This is a genomic window from Thiohalocapsa halophila, assembly GCF_016583825.1.
In the GTDB taxonomy this organism is placed as follows: Bacteria; Pseudomonadota; Gammaproteobacteria; order Chromatiales; family Chromatiaceae; genus Thiohalocapsa; species Thiohalocapsa halophila.
Genome location: NZ_NRRV01000087.1, coordinates 1 through 16,527, shown reverse-complemented (window position 1 = coordinate 16,527; position 16,527 = coordinate 1). Strand labels below are relative to the sequence as shown.

The 16,527-nt window shown below is 65.5% G+C and carries 15 protein-coding genes and 3 pseudogenes; 10 read left to right on the top strand and 8 right to left on the bottom strand.

The window, feature by feature from the left end:
* Positions 1-908: pseudogene (locus CKO31_RS22880) on the bottom strand (TRCF domain-containing protein); the annotation flags it as partial.
* Between the two features lie 62 nt (positions 909-970).
* On the opposite strand from CKO31_RS22880, the gene CKO31_RS22875 reads away from it, so the two are divergent.
* The 3 genes from CKO31_RS22875 (at position 971) to CKO31_RS22865 (ending at position 2,066) form a co-directional block, all read left to right on the top strand.
* Positions 971-1,204, top strand: coding sequence for a type II toxin-antitoxin system Phd/YefM family antitoxin (locus tag CKO31_RS22875; RefSeq protein WP_200242034.1), 234 nt, complete (start codon positions 971-973; stop codon positions 1,202-1,204).
* Positions 1,205-1,209: 5 nt separating this feature from the next.
* Positions 1,210-1,596 (top strand): type II toxin-antitoxin system VapC family toxin, encoded by a 387-nt coding sequence (locus CKO31_RS22870; protein WP_200242031.1) that lies wholly within the window; start codon positions 1,210-1,212, stop codon positions 1,594-1,596.
* 155 nt (positions 1,597-1,751) lie between these two features.
* The gene (locus CKO31_RS22865; protein WP_200242029.1) at positions 1,752-2,066 is read left to right on the top strand and encodes a DUF433 domain-containing protein; all 315 of its coding nucleotides are present in this window, start codon (positions 1,752-1,754) and stop codon (positions 2,064-2,066) included.
* Positions 2,067-2,183: 117 nt separating this feature from the next.
* Here the strand turns inward: CKO31_RS22865 and CKO31_RS22860 are convergent, their stop codons facing one another.
* Positions 2,184-2,450: a UPF0175 family protein gene (locus tag CKO31_RS22860; protein ID WP_200242027.1), complete on the bottom strand. Its 267-nt coding sequence runs from the start codon at positions 2,448-2,450 to the stop codon at positions 2,184-2,186.
* A gap of 115 nt (positions 2,451-2,565) precedes the next feature.
* Positions 2,566-3,513 (bottom strand): hypothetical protein, encoded by a 948-nt coding sequence (locus CKO31_RS22855; protein ID WP_200242025.1) that lies wholly within the window; start codon positions 3,511-3,513, stop codon positions 2,566-2,568.
* 94 nt (positions 3,514-3,607) lie between these two features.
* On the opposite strand from CKO31_RS22855, the gene CKO31_RS22850 reads away from it, so the two are divergent.
* From CKO31_RS22850 to CKO31_RS22840, 3 genes are all read left to right on the top strand, one after another.
* Positions 3,608-4,378 (top strand): tetratricopeptide repeat protein, encoded by a 771-nt coding sequence (locus tag CKO31_RS22850; protein ID WP_200242023.1) that lies wholly within the window; start codon positions 3,608-3,610, stop codon positions 4,376-4,378.
* Positions 4,379-4,474: 96 nt separating this feature from the next.
* Entirely contained in the window at positions 4,475-4,759 is a 285-nt protein-coding gene (locus tag CKO31_RS22845; RefSeq protein ID WP_200242021.1) for a toxin-antitoxin system TumE family protein, read from the top strand.
* Positions 4,756-5,115 (top strand): HVO_A0114 family putative DNA-binding protein, encoded by a 360-nt coding sequence (locus tag CKO31_RS22840; protein ID WP_200242019.1) that lies wholly within the window; start codon positions 4,756-4,758, stop codon positions 5,113-5,115. The genes CKO31_RS22845 and CKO31_RS22840 overlap by 4 nt, the downstream gene beginning before the upstream one ends.
* A gap of 178 nt (positions 5,116-5,293) precedes the next feature.
* On the opposite strand, the gene CKO31_RS22835 is transcribed toward CKO31_RS22840, so the two are convergent.
* The 3 genes and pseudogenes from CKO31_RS22835 to CKO31_RS22825 form a co-directional block, all read right to left on the bottom strand.
* Complete coding sequence (locus tag CKO31_RS22835) at positions 5,294-5,776, bottom strand: DUF4926 domain-containing protein (protein ID WP_200242016.1); 483 nt, start codon at positions 5,774-5,776, stop codon at positions 5,294-5,296.
* On the bottom strand, positions 5,773-6,144 hold the full coding sequence (locus tag CKO31_RS22830) for a type II toxin-antitoxin system RelE/ParE family toxin (protein ID WP_200242013.1): 372 nt from the start codon (positions 6,142-6,144) through the stop codon (positions 5,773-5,775). Before CKO31_RS22830 ends, CKO31_RS22835 begins: the two co-directional genes overlap by 4 nt.
* Before the next feature lie 58 nt (positions 6,145-6,202).
* Positions 6,203-7,195: pseudogene (locus CKO31_RS22825) on the bottom strand (TRCF domain-containing protein); the annotation flags it as partial.
* Positions 7,196-7,257: 62 nt separating this feature from the next.
* Here CKO31_RS22825 and CKO31_RS22820 point away from each other — a divergent pair.
* The 3 genes and pseudogenes from CKO31_RS22820 to CKO31_RS27745 form a co-directional block, all read left to right on the top strand.
* Positions 7,258-7,491, top strand: a complete 234-nt coding sequence (locus tag CKO31_RS22820) for a type II toxin-antitoxin system Phd/YefM family antitoxin (RefSeq protein ID WP_200242012.1) — start codon at positions 7,258-7,260, stop codon at positions 7,489-7,491.
* 189 nt (positions 7,492-7,680) lie between these two features.
* Positions 7,681-7,998, top strand: coding sequence for a DUF433 domain-containing protein (locus CKO31_RS22815; protein ID WP_200242011.1), 318 nt, complete (start codon positions 7,681-7,683; stop codon positions 7,996-7,998).
* Positions 7,991-8,239 (top strand): annotated as a pseudogene (locus CKO31_RS27745) (DUF5615 family PIN-like protein); the annotation flags it as partial. The gene CKO31_RS22815 and the pseudogene CKO31_RS27745, both read left to right, overlap by 8 nt.
* Positions 8,240-8,337: 98 nt before the next feature.
* On the opposite strand, the gene CKO31_RS22810 reads toward CKO31_RS27745, so the two are convergent.
* Together CKO31_RS22810 and CKO31_RS22805 are read right to left on the bottom strand one after the other, a co-directional pair.
* Positions 8,338-14,604, bottom strand: a complete 6,267-nt coding sequence (locus CKO31_RS22810; protein WP_200242010.1) for an HTH domain-containing protein — start codon at positions 14,602-14,604, stop codon at positions 8,338-8,340.
* Positions 14,601-15,707, bottom strand: a complete 1,107-nt coding sequence (locus tag CKO31_RS22805) for an esterase/lipase family protein (RefSeq protein WP_200242009.1) — start codon at positions 15,705-15,707, stop codon at positions 14,601-14,603. Before CKO31_RS22805 ends, CKO31_RS22810 begins: the two co-directional genes overlap by 4 nt.
* 378 nt (positions 15,708-16,085) lie before the next feature.
* On the opposite strand from CKO31_RS22805, the gene CKO31_RS22800 reads away from it, so the two are divergent.
* Positions 16,086-16,394: a hypothetical protein gene (locus tag CKO31_RS22800; RefSeq protein ID WP_200242008.1), complete on the top strand. Its 309-nt coding sequence runs from the start codon at positions 16,086-16,088 to the stop codon at positions 16,392-16,394.
* Positions 16,395-16,527: the final 133 nt, after the last annotated feature.

Here is a 16,527-nt window from a genome sequence, read left to right as displayed (position 1 = left end):
CCGGCGGCCTGATCCAGCTTGTAGTCCTTCGGGCGCGATTGCACGAGCTTGATAAGCCGCATGTGGTCGATGTTCGGCTGCTCGCCGAAGACGATGCGCCCGCCCTTGGGGCCGGCTTCGAGCTTTTTGATGCCGAGCGGCTGGACCTTGAGCTTGAGCGCGGTGACGGCGAAGAGGTGCTCGGTGGGCTCGGGCAGCAGGCCGAAGCGGTCGATCATCTCCACCTTCAGGTCTTTGAGCTCGGCGGGTGACTCGGCGCTGGCGATGCGCTTGTAGGTGACCAGGCGCGTGTGCACGTCCGGCAGGTAGTCGTCGGGCAGGAGGGCGGGGAGGCCCAGGTCGATCTCGGCGCCGTGGTCCAGCGGGCGGTCCAGCTCCGGGGTGCGGCCGGCCTTGAGCGCCTCCACGGCACGCTCCAGCAGATCCATGTAGAGGGTAAAGCCGATCTCGTGGATCTGTCCGGACTGCTCCTCGCCGAGCAGCTCGCCGGCGCCGCGGATCTCTAGGTCGTGGGTGGCCAGCGTGAAGCCGGCGCCCAGGTCCTCCAAGGACTCGATCGCCTCCAGGCGCTTCTTGGCGTCCTCGGTCATGGCCTTCGCCGGCGGGGTGATGAGATAGGCGTAGGCGCGGTGGTGCGAGCGCCCGACCCGCCCGCGCAGCTGGTGCAGCTGGGCGAGGCCCAGCTTGTCCGCCCGGTTGATGACGATGGTGTTGGCGCTCGGCACGTCGATGCCGGACTCGACGATGGTGGTGCACACCAGGACGTTGAAGCGGCGGTGATAGAAGTCCCGCATGACGCGCTCCAGGTCCTTCTCGCGCATCTGGCCGTGGGCGAATTCCACCCGTGCGCTTGGCGCCAGGGCTTCCACCTTCTGCGCCATGTTCTCGATCGTCTCCAAGTCGTTGTGTCAGGACGGAGGCAGCGCGCATCCGTTACGCTTAGCCAGATTTCCTTAGTCCTCACTTCCAGATGGCAACCCAGCTCAACATCCACGACGCCAAGATGCACCTATCCCGGCTGATCGAGCGCGCGTGCGCCGGCGAGGAAGTGGTCATCGCCAAGGCCGGCAAGCCGATGGTCCGGCTCGCTCCCGTGGAGCAGGCGCCGACGGGGCGCCGCTTCGGCGCGTTGCGGGGCAAGGCGAGGGTTGACGACGCCTTCTTCGAGCCACTTCCCGAGGATGAGCTCAAGGCCTGGGAGTGACCTGTATGCGGCTCCTGCTCGACACCCACGCGTTGCTTTGGTGGCTGGACGGAGACGAACGCTTGTCGACAAACGCCCGCCGAGCCATCGCCGACCCAGAGGCGACGCTCTTCGTGAGCGCCGCATCCGCTTGGGAGATCGCCACCAAGGTCCGCATCGGCAAGCTGCCCGGTGTGATCGAGGTCGCCGAGCGGCTCTCGGCCATCCTCGCCGATCAATCCTTGCAGCCGCTTCCGATCGGCATCGAGCACGCGCGTCGTGCCGGTCTGATGCCCGGCGAGCATCGCGACCCGTTCGATCACATGCTGATCGCCCAAGTGCAGATTGAGGCGTTGTGTCTGGTCAGCAACGAAAAGTGTTTCGACAGATTCGGAATCGAGGGGCTCTGGTAGGCGGGGATTCCCAGGTCGATCTCGGCGCCGTGGCCCAGCGGGCGGCCCAGACTCCCTGAGCTTGTCGCCTGGGCAGGGCTGCAAGCCGGTTGATCGTCCAGCTTTGCGTCTGAGCCTTGTGTCTGCCCCTTGTGTCTGATCAACAGCAACAGAAGATGCCCAACACTCCAACACCACCCCATATCGCGATAAGCCTGGGAACGGCGGGCGGACAGCCGCATATCAAAGGGCGCCGCATCAAGGTTCGGGATGTCGCCTTTCAGCACGAGTATCTCGGACGCGGCGCCGACGAGATTGCCGCCGAGCTGGACCTGACGCTCGCGGAGGTTTATGCGGCGTTGGCCTATTACTTCGATCATCGGGACGTGATCGAGCAAACCATCGCTGATCGTGACGCCTTTGTTGCGGCCATGAAGCGGCGCACGGCCTCATTGTTGTCTCGGAAGCTCGCCGCCGCGGCGGATGGCTGAGGTCCGGTTTTACGCCGATGAGCCTATCCCCAAGGCCGTCATCCGGGGCTTACGCCAACGCGGTGTCGATATTCTCACCGTCGCCGATGCCGCATTGATCGGGGACGGGGCCGACGTTCACGAGCCCGTGGCTTCACGCAGTGCACGAGCGTCGTCTGCGACCTCGTCGCAAGTTGGAGCGGGCTTTGCCTGGTGGGCCGACAAACAGGCTTCGGTCTGCCCAATGGCATCGGGCTCGAGCAGCTGGCCGACCTCGGCGCGGGACAGGGTGCCGGTCCGGTAGGCATCGGCGGCGAAGCCTTCCAGCACGGCACGGGGCACGTCGCCGCAGATGGCTTCGAGTCGTCGCAGCGGCGGGTCGGGGATGTGCAGTGTGATCTGCATGTCTTTGCTGCCTCCCGTTCGGCACTGGCGCATCCGTAGGGTGCGGGGAGTGCTCGAGGCATGTCGATGCCAGCATCGACGTACTGGTCGAACGCGCCATATCGTCGAGTATCCATCAGCCTGACATTGACGGGCGACGTGTACCGATCGCTGAGCGCCCGACCAGCGTCCCCGCTGCGCCCCGTCCGAGCCCCACGCTCGCCCGGATCGAGCCGCCAGGGCAGCGCCGGGGCAGTGCTAGGGCAGCGTCAGGGCAGCGTCCGGTGACGCGACATCGGCCCTCGCATGGGTGAAAATCCCAGTCCGCGCAGAGACCAACCAGAAACCGCGCTGACGAGGACCGCCCATGGAAACCACCCACGGCACCAAGCCCTTCACCGCTACCCGGGCCTTCACCGACCGCGAGGACGCCAAGGCGCTGTTCCTGCGTGCCTTCGACGGCTCGCAACCGCGCAACCGGCAGCGGGTGCTGCACTGGCACGGCGTCGGCGGCGAGGGCAAGAGCCGGCTGTCCAACGAGCTGCTGGCCTGGGCCGACGCCCTGGGTGAGTCCGCCAACGGTGGGGCGCAGGTGGCGCGGGCGCGCATCGACTTCCAGGAGGACGGGCTGCGGCGCCCGGATGCGGCCCTGCTGGCCATCCGGCTGCAGCTCGCGAAGGGCTTCGGCGCCGTGTTCCCCTGCTTCGACACGGCCTTCGCCCGGCATCTGGCGCTGACCCACCCCGGCGTGAAGATCCGCGACAAGCACCCGGAGCTGTTCCAGGGCGAGAACGAGCTGCTGAACCAGCTCGCCGATGGGGCCGCCGTCTGGGTGCCCGGCGTCAATGTGCTGGTGCGCAATCTGGAGCGGCTGTCTCACCGCACCCGCGAGTGGTTCCAGCGCCGCGGGAAGCACAGCCTGGCCGGGCTGGACAGCCTCAGCGCCGACCAGGTGCTGGAGCGCCTGCCGAGCTTCCTGGGCGTGGACCTCTGCGACCACCTCGCCGTCCACCCCGAGGCCCGCGCGCTCATCGTGGTGGACACCCACGAGGCCCTGTGGCGCGGGCAGAACCTCAAGGACCACCTGCTCGGCGCCCGCGCCGACACCGGACCAGTTCGGCGGCAGCCACCCGGAGATCCTGAGCCGCTTCCTGGACCACCTGAGCCAGCCGGAGCTGATGATGGTGCGCCTCGCCTCCTACCCCCTCGGCATCACCGAGCCCGGCATGAACCGCCTCGCCGAGGCCTTCATGGGCGGCCTGGCCCGGATAGACTGGGGCTGGCTGCAACGCCAGAGCTTCCTCACCGAGGGCACCGGCAACCAACGCCTGATGCACGCCCTGATGCGCGACGCCCTGCAACAGCAGGAACAACGCGACCGCCCCGAGATCTTCGCGGCCATCCATCGCTTCCTGTTCGAGCAGCACGACGCCATTGCCCGTGTCGATGCCATCGCCGGGGTCACCCCGGCCGCGGAGTATGCGCTGCTCCAGGCGGCGCACCACAGGCGTTGGTTCGATGAGGCGGGGTTCTTCGGGTGGCTCGGGGCGCGGGTACCGGTCTACCGGGACGCTGCCCGCACCAAGATGCTGGAGATACTGTTCGAGGACTTGGTGGCGTACTTCGGCGCACGCAGGCCCGAAACGGATTCGGACCTGCTCACCTTGCGCCACAACCTGGCGCAGCAGATCGGCGATCAGGGCCGCTATGCCGAGGCCGAGGCGGAGCTCCGCGCCATCTGGGAGATCCAGCGCCGACCGGAGGTGCTGGGGGAGGCGCATCCCAACACGCTGCGGACCCGCTACTCGCTGGCCAGGATGCTGGACGCCCAAGACCGCCGCACGGAGGCCGATGCCCTATTGGACGGGCTGGAGGCGCAACTGCTGGCGAGCTGCGATGAGGGGCATCGCTGGGTGCAGGAGTTGCGGGCCTATCTGGCGGAGCGGTGAGGTGTCGGGGTTGGGACTCATCCAGGGCTCCGGCGGATTGCCCAGGCGACTCTGGCGGGGACTGCCCAGCATTTGGTCGGTTGCTGATCTTCGGTGATGGCTGCCGTCCTACTCGCCCGCGCCAAGGAGGTTCGCGACGACGGGTCGATTGTGGATATCGTCGTCTGGGAGCTGCCACGCCCGTTGCCGCCCTGTACGCATCGGTACAAGTATCGGCTCTTCTACGGTACGCCGGAGGGTTGCCGCGTGCGCTACGATAACGAGCGAGGCAAGGGCGATCACCGGCATCTGGGCGGGCGCGAACAGCCTTACGAATTCAGGACAATCGAGCAGCTGCTCGCGGATTTTCGAAGCGACATCAAGCGCTGGGGTGGAGCATGAAAGCCGTCATCGAGGTCAACCGCCGCGGGTCCGTTTTCGACACGGCAGCGGAGCAGATCGCAGCGGCCCGCGCAGGCGGGGAGGTGGACTACCGCCTTGGCTTCGAGTCGGCGCGCGCCCTGTTCTCCGATGTGACGCCCGAGCGCCTGGAGATCCTGGACACGTTGCGCCGTGTGGGCCGCTGCCGAGCCGAAGCGCTTGCGGGACAATTGCCGGTGCCGCGGGACTCGGACGAGTTGACCGAGGATATTGACCGGCTGGAGGCGCTGGGGCTGCTCGAGCGAGCGCAGGATCAGGTGCTGTCGGTGCCTTTCGAATCCATCGAGATCCGCTTGCTGCTGGCGCGGGTGGCTTAGGTGAAAGTCCGGCCTTGTGGCACCCTTCGGCAGATCAGGCTTGTTCGGGCCTGTTTCCTATCGCAACCCACGCGTCCAGGCTTGTCGGCGCGAGAACAGCGTGCGGGGCGACTAGGTTCCCATCGAGCCGCCATAGGCTGCAATGGGGATGGCGCGTGCGACGTACGAATCAGGCTGATCAGGTAGACGCTTGTGCCGCTGGCGCATAGTGCAGGACCAGCAGACGGTTGGCCGGAATGGCCGCCGAGGTATAGGTCTGGCCCGCGTCGTCGGTAAACTCGACTTCATAGGCGTCCGGCGCCACGGGCTGCACGATGCTCCCGACCTGGCCGGCGACCAATCCACTGTCCGGCAGATCGCAGATCAATGCGACGACAGCGAATGGATCAATCGGCTTGTCGGCAGCATCCCTCATCGCTGTTGCCTGCGCAGTACTGACCTGCTCGCTGGGCTGCCGGCTACCATTATCAGCTCCCGTAGGATCGGCACAGGGTTCTTCATCCGATCCCAACGGCCGTGCGGCCTGCTCGTTCGAGCGCGTCCCGTTACGGAGCTGTCCGCGCCGCATGTTCTCGTTTGCGATCAACGCCGCGGCCTCTGCTTCGATACGCCGTCGGCGCTGTGTCGGTAAAGTATTGATCACTTCACTTAAGGTCTTCATCGCTGCCTCTGTTGCTGTTCTCGAAGCCGATTGAGGTGATCGTCGTAACGGGCGTCGGCGATGTCGATGAGGCGCTTGTAGAATCGCCGTTGCGCGGTCCCGGACTTGTCTCCGGCGATCAGGAGCACCGCTTGGCGTTGCGGGTCGAACGCAAAGGCGAGGCGCCAAGCCCCGTGGTTCAGACTGACCCGCAGCTCCTTCATGTTGGGGTGCTTCGATCCCTTCAGTGTATCGACCCTCGGGCGCCCAAGGCCCGGACCGAATTCTTCGAGCAGCCGCGCGTGGGCCAACAAGCCGTCTTGGACCCGATCCGGCAGCGCGCGAAGCTCAGCCTCGAAATCGGCATGAAGCAGTACAGGCCAAGTCATCGCCCGAGTATGGGCTGGACCGGTTGGGGCCGCAACAAGCGAACGTTGCGGCGGCGGGTCACCCCGCCAGCTTGCCGACGACCGTCTCCACCTGCGCAATCCGCTTGGCCGGATCTGCCATGTCCATGTTGAACCTGAGCGCGCCGGCGGCCTGGTCCAGCTTGTAGTCCTTCGGGCGCGATTGCACGAGCTTGATAAGCCGCATGTGGTCGATGTTCGGCTGCTCGCCGAAGACGATGCGCCCGCCCTTGGGGCCGGGCTCGAGCTTTTTGATGCCGAGCGGCTGGACCTTGAGCTTGAGGGCGGTGACCGCGAAGAGGTGCTCGGTGGGCTCCGGCAGCAGGCCGAAGCGGTCGATCATCTCCACCTTCAGGTCTTTGAGCTCTGCGGGTGACTCGGCGCTGGCGATGCGCTTGTAGGTCACCAGGCGCGTGTGCACGTCCGGCAGGTAGTCGTCCGGGAGTAGGGCGGGGAGCCCCAGGTCGATCTCGGCGCCGTGGTCCAGCGGGCGGTCCAGCTCCGGGGTGCGGCCGGCCTTGAGCGCCTCCACGGCACGCTCCAGCAGGTCCATGCAGAGGGTGAAGCCGATCTCGTGGATCTGCCCGGACTGCTCCTCGCCCAGCAGCTCGCCGGCGCCGCGGATTTCCAGGTCGTGCGTGGCCAGCGTGAAGCCTGCGCCCAGGTCCTCCAGGGATTCGATGGCCTCCAGGCGCTTCTTGGCATCCTCGGTCATGGTCTTGGCGGGTGGGGTGATGAGATAGGCGTAGGCGCGGTGATGGGAGCGCCCGACGCGCCCGCGCAACTGGTGCAGCTGGGCCAGGCCCAGCTTGTCGGCGCGGTTGATAACGATGGTGTTGGCGCTCGGCACGTCGATGCCGGACTCGATTATGGTCGTGCAGACCAGCAGGTTGAAGCGGCGGTGGTAGAAGTCGCGCATGACCCGCTCCAGCTCGCGCTCGCGCATCTGGCCGTGGGCGACCTCGACACGGGCCTCGGGCACCAGGGCCTCGATCTTCTGCGCCATGTTCTCGATGGTCTCCAAGTCGTTGTGTCAGGACGGAGGCAGCGCGCATCCGTTACACTTAGCCAGATGTCCTTGGTCCTCACTTCCAGATGGCAACCCAGCTCAACATCCACGAAGCTAAAACGCATTCATCGCAACTGATCGAGCGCGCCTGTGCCGGCGAGGAGGTCATCATCGCCAAGGCGGGCAAATCGATGGTCAGGCTTGTGCCCGTGGAGCAGACGCCGACGGGACGCAGTTTCAGCGCCCTGCGGGGCCGAGCGAACGTCGACGACGCCTTCTTTGACCCCCTTCCAAAGGACGAGTTGAAGGCTTGGGAGTAGCGCGGATGCGGCTCCTGCGCCTACTGGACACTCATACGCTGCCCTGGTCGCTGGGAGGGGATGAGTGCCTAATGGAACCTGCCCGTGAAGCCGTCGCTGCGCTGCGGAGTCAGACAGGGATCGACGAGGTCTCCTGCGACCGGCGACGCCCCGACTATGAACTCAAGACGTGTTGGAGCGCCCTTCAAGATGCAAAGAACGCCAACACCGCCACATGTCGAGATCAGATCGGGAGTAGCCGGCGGGCAGCCGCACGTCTCCGGGCGTCGGATCAAGGTTCGCGACGTCGCCTTTCAGCAGGAGTACCTCGGACGTGATGCTGACGAGATCGCCACGGAGCTGGATCTCACCCTTGCCGAGGTTCACGCCGCCTTGGCCTACTACTTTGATCATCGGGACGAGATCGAGCAGACCGTCGCGGATCGCGATGCCTTAGTCGCCGCAATGAAGCGGCGCACGGCATCCTTACTGTCGACCAAGCTCGCCGCTGCCGCCCCGAATGGCTGAAGTCCGCTTCTACGCGGATGAGCATATTCCCAATGCCGTCATCCGGGGTTTGCGCCACCGCGGTGTCGATGTCTTGACTGTCGTGGATGACGGTCTGATCGGGCCCGCCGACATCACGCATCTGCGTCATGCGCGGGACGCCGGGCGCGTGATCGTCACCCAGGACGACGACTTTCTTCGGCTCGCGGCGGGCGGCGAGCCCCATGCCGGCATCGTCTATGCCGCGCAGCAAACATCCGTCAGCGCCCTGATCCATGGGCTGATGCTGATTTGCCGAGTGCTGGATGCCGATGCGTTCCGAGCAGCTCCCGGATGGACAGCACAGCTGCTGCCGCCCACTCATCGGCGCGCTCGGGCTCGCCGCGCTTTCCGCTTCGACTTTCGGCCAGTTTTCCGACGTACCGCAGGGTCGGCACTGTCGTCTGCGCCTTTTCCTGACAATGCCCGTTCGACACTGCGCAGTTCTGATCGGGCTCGCGCCGCGACCAATGTCGCATGCAACGCCCGGTGTCGAGAGAACGGCAGCCGACGTGTGATAGTCAGCAGAGGGACACGTAGCGCCGATGCCAAGCGCCGAGAGCGCTGGATCAGTCCTGACAGCAACCGGGCGAATTCTTCATCCGTGCCTCTGGGCTCCCTGATTGCGAGGCCATGCGACCAAGCGATGATTCGTTCGCTGAATTCCGTTGTTGCATCGGCCTCGAGCCATTCGGCCATCTCCGGTGTCGGCAAACCTTTACCGTCAAGGTCATGCGCCCAGCCGTAGATCAGGTTGACGATTGAGTCGCGATCAGTCTTATAGCGGACCGCAAACTCCATCAGCGGGGTCAACAACTGGGGCTCGGACGAGATGACCGCGCCCAAGTCCATTTGGTCGAAGACCTGATCCAGACGTTCAGCGGTATCCTGAGCAAGCTTGCCGTGGAACGCTGTAACAAACAGTTTTTGCCACGTTTCCCGGTGTTCTGGTTCGGCAGCCAATTGCTCAATACATTCGTTAACGCGATTCGCGAAGGTTGCCGGAGAGAAAGCTTGTGCCTTCTCCGGGCCGATGAGCGGGGTCAAAGCAACGGACCGGTCGCCGCCCCAAAGACAGGTAAGGCTGTCCGCAAGCAGCCCAGGGTCGCGCAGCAGGTGTGCGTCTTCGATCAGATCGGGGGCGCCCGTCTCCAGAGAACGCAGGCGCTCTTTAAGAGCGGACAGATCGAGCCTCGGGACAGACTCGGGGTGTTGCGCAAGTACCCGGCCCAGACCGGCAAAGACAACATCTGCGACTTGAACCTGTGTCGGCCAGGCGAGGTCCATGGTTGGCTCTTGGTCGTCGGCGTATAAGTCGTGAACCGGGAAGGGTGCCCAGACCTCCAGGTCATCAGCCAGCGATCGTGGACTTGCTCCGCCGGCGAGCAGGATGCCCGCAACGCTTTCCGCATGAATCCAGGCGGCCAGCAACTGACGGCGCGGTTCGATGCCGGTCTGTTCGGCCTCGGTTTGGAAGGCGCGGTAGGACAGGTCGACCAGGGTTCGCACGAGACCAAGCTCAGATCCAAACTCCGGCTTGGACAAATGGCCAATCTGTTCCTGGACGAGCGACAATGCCTCGGGTAGGGGTTCCGCATTGGCCAGTAGCAGATCGATCAGGTGCAAGTGCCCGATCGGATGGAACATCTCCCGCGCAGCGCTTTGCAGGACCTCGCGCCGTTCATCTACGTCGAGCGCAGCGACGCGTCGATGTACGTCCGCCGGTAGCGGGCAGGGCAGGAGCGTGATCCGGCGCAGACACTCGCCGAGGCCGCGTTCCGCCGGCACGGTCCTGACCAGGTTCTCCCAGCATCGCTCGGCGATGGAGCCAGCGGCGCAGCTGTCATCACAGCGAACGAAGGTAAGCACGGCTGACAACGCCGGCGGGAAGCAGCGGTCGATCCGGAGCCTCCTGTCCCGCCACCATTGCTCCGTGAGTACCGCGTAATGCTGGTCCGCCGACGACGCAGACAGGCGTTCTACCCGACGAATTCGCTCATCGGCGGCACTGATAGCACCCAACTCGCGCTCCACGGACTCGCAATCCATCGATGCCCCGTCCCACCAGGCCGGGTTCTCGCGAAGCGCCTGTACCCTGAGCGCTCGCGAGCGGGATAGCAGTTCCGTGTACGGGAAATAGTGCTTCCCGAGGGAACGACCCTGGTCATCGACCAGCTCAACGATTGGACGGGATGATCCCGGCTCCGCCGCGTTGCGGATCTGGACTGCTCGGTGCCGAGTCAGATCGATGATCTCGGGCTCCTCGCCGGCAATGGCTGCTTCGACAGCGCACAACAGGTCCGACGTGGCGAATTTCCGCTTCCCGACCTCGACCACGGACACCTCCGCCAGACCGAGCCGCCGCATGAACGACTGATCCTTGTGCAGCGCTTTGCGCAGACTCTGGGGCAGGGCCGGCATGAGTTTCAGCAGGTGCGGGCCGATGAATCTCAAGAGCTCGGGATCATCCTCGCCGAATATCGCCAAGATGGAACTGCTCAGTTGACCGGCGGCAATCTGGACAGCGGCCGGATCGGCCAAAAAGCGCGGCTCAATGATCCGCTGACAAATCCAGCTCATGTAGCTCGTAGCATTCGAACGGCGTCGTTTCACATCCCGCTTGCCGTCTCTGGCCTTGGGGATGAGCATCGGGAGCGCTGCGACCACCAGCGACGCGATATCCGTGCCGACGCGGCTCATATCCGCATCGGACGTCTCTTCCGGCAACAGGTGTGCGACGTCTGCAACCCCCAGGTAAAGGTTGTCGAGAAGCCAATTCGCTCGCAGATCCCGAAGCTGCTCGCCAGTATCACGATCTTCCCAGACGCGGCTCATCGCTGTGGCAACCGCGGACTGCGATGAGACGAAGAAGGGGCTCTCGCCGACGGCGTGGCGCGGATCGTTTCTAAACCGGAGCCCTCCAGTCTCGGCCAGGCAGGCTGCGCAGTAGCGCGCAAGCGTCAGCAGCGGCTCCGGTACCTGGAGTTTGCCCGCACGCGGCTGCGAGCGCTTCAGCCAATGCAGAATCTCCTCCGCCTCAAGGGGGATGAACCGGTAGTTCGAGGCCCGCAGCCGATGCAGATAGTCGAAGCGTTGCGCGTGACTCAGCCTGCCACTTCCGACCAGAAGGTCGAGCACCTCGGCGACGCCGATGATGAGCGTTTGACCGATGGCGGGATATCCATTCAGGTAACGATCGTCCGTCCAAAGAAGGTCCTCGGCTTGTCCCTCGCGTTTGCGCAAATCCTCAAGACACGCGATGTACTGCCCCGTGCTCTCGTCCTCCGCTCGCATTGTCGGTACCAATCGGTACCGCTCCGACCGCTGGCCCTCGGCCACTCGATCGATCAGCGCCTCGATCCACTGGATCAATTCTCCGGCCCTTGCCTGCTGTGCTATCTGTTCTTCCTCAAGATCCCATTCGTGCTGTGGCACGAACAGCCGCAGGAACGTGCAGACAGTGGTCAGCAAATCCCTATCGGCGAGCTGTTTCAGCAGGGTCGTTGACGCAAGGACAGGGGTGCCCCTCTGCAGAGTCCCGACCGGGCTTGCCGGCTCTGGGGGAAAGGCCGCAACGCCGCGTTTGTGATCCTCCGAATCGATTGCGTCCTGTTCAAACAGCCGATCGAGTAAGGCGCGCGGGCCTAGCACAACGCGCTGCCAGCGCTCGGGGAGATCGATCGCTTCCCAATGCCTCAGATCAGGACCATGCAGGGGCAGATAGGTGAGCAGGTACCCATCCATGGACGCCATCAGCCCCAGCTCCTGCGCTTGGCGCTCGCCGAGCAGTGCAGAGATGTCATCGGCTGGCGTCGGCCCTTCGGTCAGGTCCGCCAGCTGAATACCCCGGGAACGGATCAGTCGCACGACGTGGTCAGCAGCCGCCGACCGGCGTGGTTGGTTCGGTCGCAGGCGCTCGATCTCGTTGAGTAGTAGGAGATGCCACTGCGCGGGAATCCACAGTGGAGCGAACGCGCGCTCGACCAAATCGAGCAGGCCCAGGCTCTGGGCGGTCACGAGTGCGGTGACGTCCAGGATCAGTCGGCAGTCCCGACTGCGGTGTGATGCGAGTTGTCGCAGCGGCCGCGCCCCGTGCCGGAGTGGGATCCAATGCTGCCGCAGTGGATCTGAACCCGTGCGGTTCTGGGCCGCTGTCGCATGGTGATGCGCGGTCAGGATCAGGCCAAGATGGTCGCACAAGGCGTGCACCGGCAGATCGCCCTGTCCGTACAGCTCCCAGATGCGGGTTTCCGCGTCGCGCTGTTCGCGCAGAATATCCGGCAGCTCCGAGATGTGCGACGTCCAGCTCCCGCCTTTCCCTGCCTCTGCGAACTCCGCCATGCGACGAAACCAAGGGCCGGTCTCTTCGTCGGGCAAGCCGAGGCTGCTGCCCACCGTTGCGGCCAAGGCGGGAAAGCTCGCCTCGTTGGACCCCAACTGAACCCCCTTGCGCCACAGCGCAACGGCCAGTTCCCGATCCAGCTGGACTGCAATCCGCGCTGCCTGGAGCAGGTGGTCGCCGTTGGATGACTCGATGCCCAGGAGTCCGCGCAACGAATCCAGCATGCCGGTTCGATCAGCGGCTTCAACCTGGAGGTTCAACAGCTCCACGAAGTGCTCTGCCGACGGCTTCTGCTCGCACAGCAGCCGGGCATCCCGCACCGCCTGGGAGACATCACCGAGCATGCGCTTGCAGCGCACCCGCAACAGTTCCAGGTCCGGCGGCAGTCGACCGTCGACATGGACATCCCGGTGCTCATCCAGCGCGACCATGCAGCGGCGGTATTCGCCCTGATTGAAGGCCGCGATGGCCAGCAACTTAAGGACGCGCGGTGTTGGGATTGCCTCAAGCAAGGCATCCCCATGGATGGCAACGAAGGGCCAGCCCCCCGCTGCCGCGTGGGCGTCGCAAGCCTCGGCGAGCACCGCGATGCTCGGCTCCACCGCGAACAGCGCGGCGGCGGCCTCTTTGTGGCTGCCCGGCCTGTCGGCTTCCTGGTCACGGGCGATCAGTAGGCGCAGTCGCAGGCGCTGCCGCTCGTCTTCCATGCCGTCCGCGATGGCCAGCGCCTCGTCGATACGGCCTGCGCCGGTGAGCGCGACCGCCCGCCATTGGCGGGGGATCATCGGATGGCCGTGCGCCGCGACCTTCGGCTCGATCTCGTCCAGCTCGGTCAGCAGCGCCTCGAAGTCGTCGTCTTGCAGGCGCAGATCCAGATAGAACTCAGTGAAAGGGATGTAGTTCGGATCATCGTCCTGGATCGACTTGAGCCTCTGCTTGAGCCGCGCTAGATCCATGTCCACTCGATAGAACCAAGCCCAGGCGAGCGGCCAGATATGGAGTGGGCCATCGTCGCCGATCAGGCGGTCGGCCACTTCTGTCGCCGTTTCTTGTTGGTCGCCGGCGACCAGCAAGGCGATCAAGCGCCAGGTCAGCCAATGCCCTTGTTCGTCGGAATCCGGCGGCATTGCCTCGGCAATCTCCGTGAATCGCTGCTGGATTTCGGCGAGGCGCTCGCCAGAGTCCGCGCGCACGAGTTCGCGTGCGAAGGGCATCGGCCAAAGGGGCTGATCAGCAAGCGTCAGCGCAGCGGGCGTGCAGGCCCGCCAGAAATCGATGACCGCTGTCGTGCTGCGCACCGCGGCCCAATCCGCCGCCAGCCCGCGGGCGGCCTCGATGGCTTCCAGCGCCTCCGGGAGCTGCTTGAGCGCCAGATGAGCAAGGCCGCGCAGCCGCCAGGTCTCCGCGGTATTGCCGTCGGCGTCGACGGGATCGGCTTGGCTCGCAGCACCGGGTTCAGCATCATCGACCGTCGCACGGGGTTCGGCTAGCAAGCTCAGTGCCGCCTCGGAGTTGCCGCGCTCGATCAGCATTGCGGCCTTGAGATGCCGTGCTTCCCGCGAGTGCGGGACGCCCAGGATATCGAGTGCGGAATCCTTGTCGCCGCGGCGAATCGCCAGATGGGCCGCGAGCGCTTGGTCATCACCGCTCGGGTCCTCTCGCTTGGCACGTTCAGCTAGCGCGGTGGCGCCTGCCTGGTCTTTTCGAAAATCCAGTCGATACAGGGCAGCGGTGCGGAGCAGGCGACCGCGCAACGGTGCCGCGAGGTGCTGCCATGCTTCGTTCTCCAGCAACGCCTCGAGCGCTTCGCTAGCCGACCTGCGATCACCGTTGAGGTAGCGTTCGCGAATGCGGGCGAAGTTGTCTGCGACCTGGCGCGAGGCGAAATCCGTCAGCACCGAGTCGGGCAGCGGTGTCGACTCTGCGGCATCGGCGGGTGACGCCTGGGCCGCCCCGGCGGCGGTTAGGGGCTCTGCTCGCAGTACAAGCCCTTCCTTCCTCGCTACTTGGATGAGGGCCTCGACGGTCGTCAAATCCCCCTGGACGTCCGGAGCAATGGCGGAGGGGGCTGCGGCGCCGGCCGCTGCGCGGCGTCGATCCTCGGCATCCAGCTCATCCAGCTTGGCGCGGCACTCGGCGATCTGCTCCTGAAGCTCAAATTTCTGCGATGCGTTGGATGCGGTCGCCTCCTCTGCCAGCAGATAGTCCAGTTTGCGTTGCCAACGCTGCCGTGCCTCCTCGGTCACTGACTGTCCCCCAACTCCCGCAGCTTGGTTCGACAGTCCTCAATCTGCCTCTTCAGTTGGAAACGTTGGGAAGGGTCAGCGGCGAGCGCCTCCTGTTCCAGCAGGAACGCCAACTTCTCGCGCCAACGTGCTAAGGCGAGGCGATGCGGTGCCGCCGAAGCGTCCGGTTCGTCGACTGCTTCCGCACTAATGGTGTTGTCCTCAGAGTCCTGCGAACCGCTTTGCTTGCTGTCCGAAACGCTGGTGGAGGGCACGGAGTCGGCGTCTCGGCTCGCACCAGCGACAACGCACTCATCGACCCAGCGAACCAGCGACTTGTAGAGCTGCGCATCGCGGGACCCGGGCTTGCAGATGGAGATGTGGTCCTCATCCAGCGGAACGGCCACCTCGCCGGGGAGGCTGGGCTCGGCGCTGGTGGCGTCCACCACGAGCAGGCCCTTGGTGAGCTTGACGCCGAGCAGCGGGATGTTCGGGCGCACCTCGCGGCGCTCGCACCAGGTTCGGCAGATCAGGTCCTGCTCGCTGTAGAAGGCCCGGAACCAGCCGTGCAGCTCCCGCAGCCGCGGGTCGTGGGCGGCGAGCTCCTTGACCTGCTCGTTGGTGCGGAATACGGCGCTCGCGAACTGCGCGAAGCTCGCCAGGTTGGCGCCGCTGTGGGGCGTGGCGATGAAGGCGATGCCACGGATCTGCTCGGCGATGCGCCGCCAGCGCGCCACGCCGTAGCTGCCCGCATGGCGCAGCACCTGCTTGGCGACGATGCCGCCCAGGCTGTGGGTGACGAAGACCAGCGGTCGCTCGCCGAGGCCGTCGCTGGCGAGCTGATCGAGCACCTGGCTGCCGCGGTCGGCCAGTGCCATGGACTCGGCCTTCCAGCCGGAGGCGTCCGCCGCATAGCCCAGGGTCCAGATGCCGAGCCGCGGACGGTCGGTGGCGAGCCAGTTGGGCCAGAAGGTCTCCGGTTGCTCGGGGTCCGCCATCCAGGTGGTGAAGGCGTCGCCTCCCAGGCCGTGGACCAGCACTAGGTCCAGGGTGCGGTCGGGGTTGTCGCAGCCGTTGATAGGCAGCAGACCGAGGCGGTGGTCGGGTAGCTTGAGAACAGGCATTGAGGTCGTTTGCGGGGAAGTTGGTGCCGATGCGGACCTGTGCATCTCGCCCCCAGGTTCCAACTCGGAAAGGTCTTCTCGATCAACCACGGTGCCGCTGGGAGCGCCAGCGTCTTGCCGGCCGCTGGGACCACGGGCGTCTCGCCCGTGGGTTGGGGAGTCGCTGCGGGATGTTCCAGGTTCTGCGGTCGGCTCGGGCGTATCTTTGCTGCGGTCTCCTCCTGCACGGCGGGCGGGCCGCCCGCCGTCCCAGTTGCCGGCAAGATGCCGGCGGTCTCGGTTTCCGGCAGGATGCTGGCGGTCCCGGTTGTCGGCATGTTGCCGGAGCTTCATGGCCGTTTCGGCGTCTTGTAGTTCCGGCAGGCGGCGGCGGTAGTTGTGTTGCTCGATCAAGCGGCGGGCCAGGGCGAGGGCGGCGGAGTCCTGGAACAGGCGGGCGCGGGTCAGGGCGCAGTCGGCCCGGTGCAGGGCCATGGCGCCGCGCTCGGCGATGCGCTCGGCCTCGCGCAGGTCAGCGTCGGCGCCGGCGGGGTCGCCCAGGGCGTGGCGGATGTGGGCGCGGATGAGGAGACCGCGTGGAATGTGGTGCTGCGTTCCTGCGGCGCGCAGGCGGTCGAGGGCGCGCTCAGCCCAGCTGCGGGCCTCGAGGCCGGGCGGGCAGCCTTGGAGGCGGTCGGCGTAAGGTGATTTCCGCTTTGGAATATACCGATATGTGAGATACTTCGCGCAGTTTCTCAGATATCGATCCAAAGCCCATGATTCCGGATTCCAGCAGCATCCCGGTCAGCAACCTGAGTGCCGAGCACATCGAAGATATCAA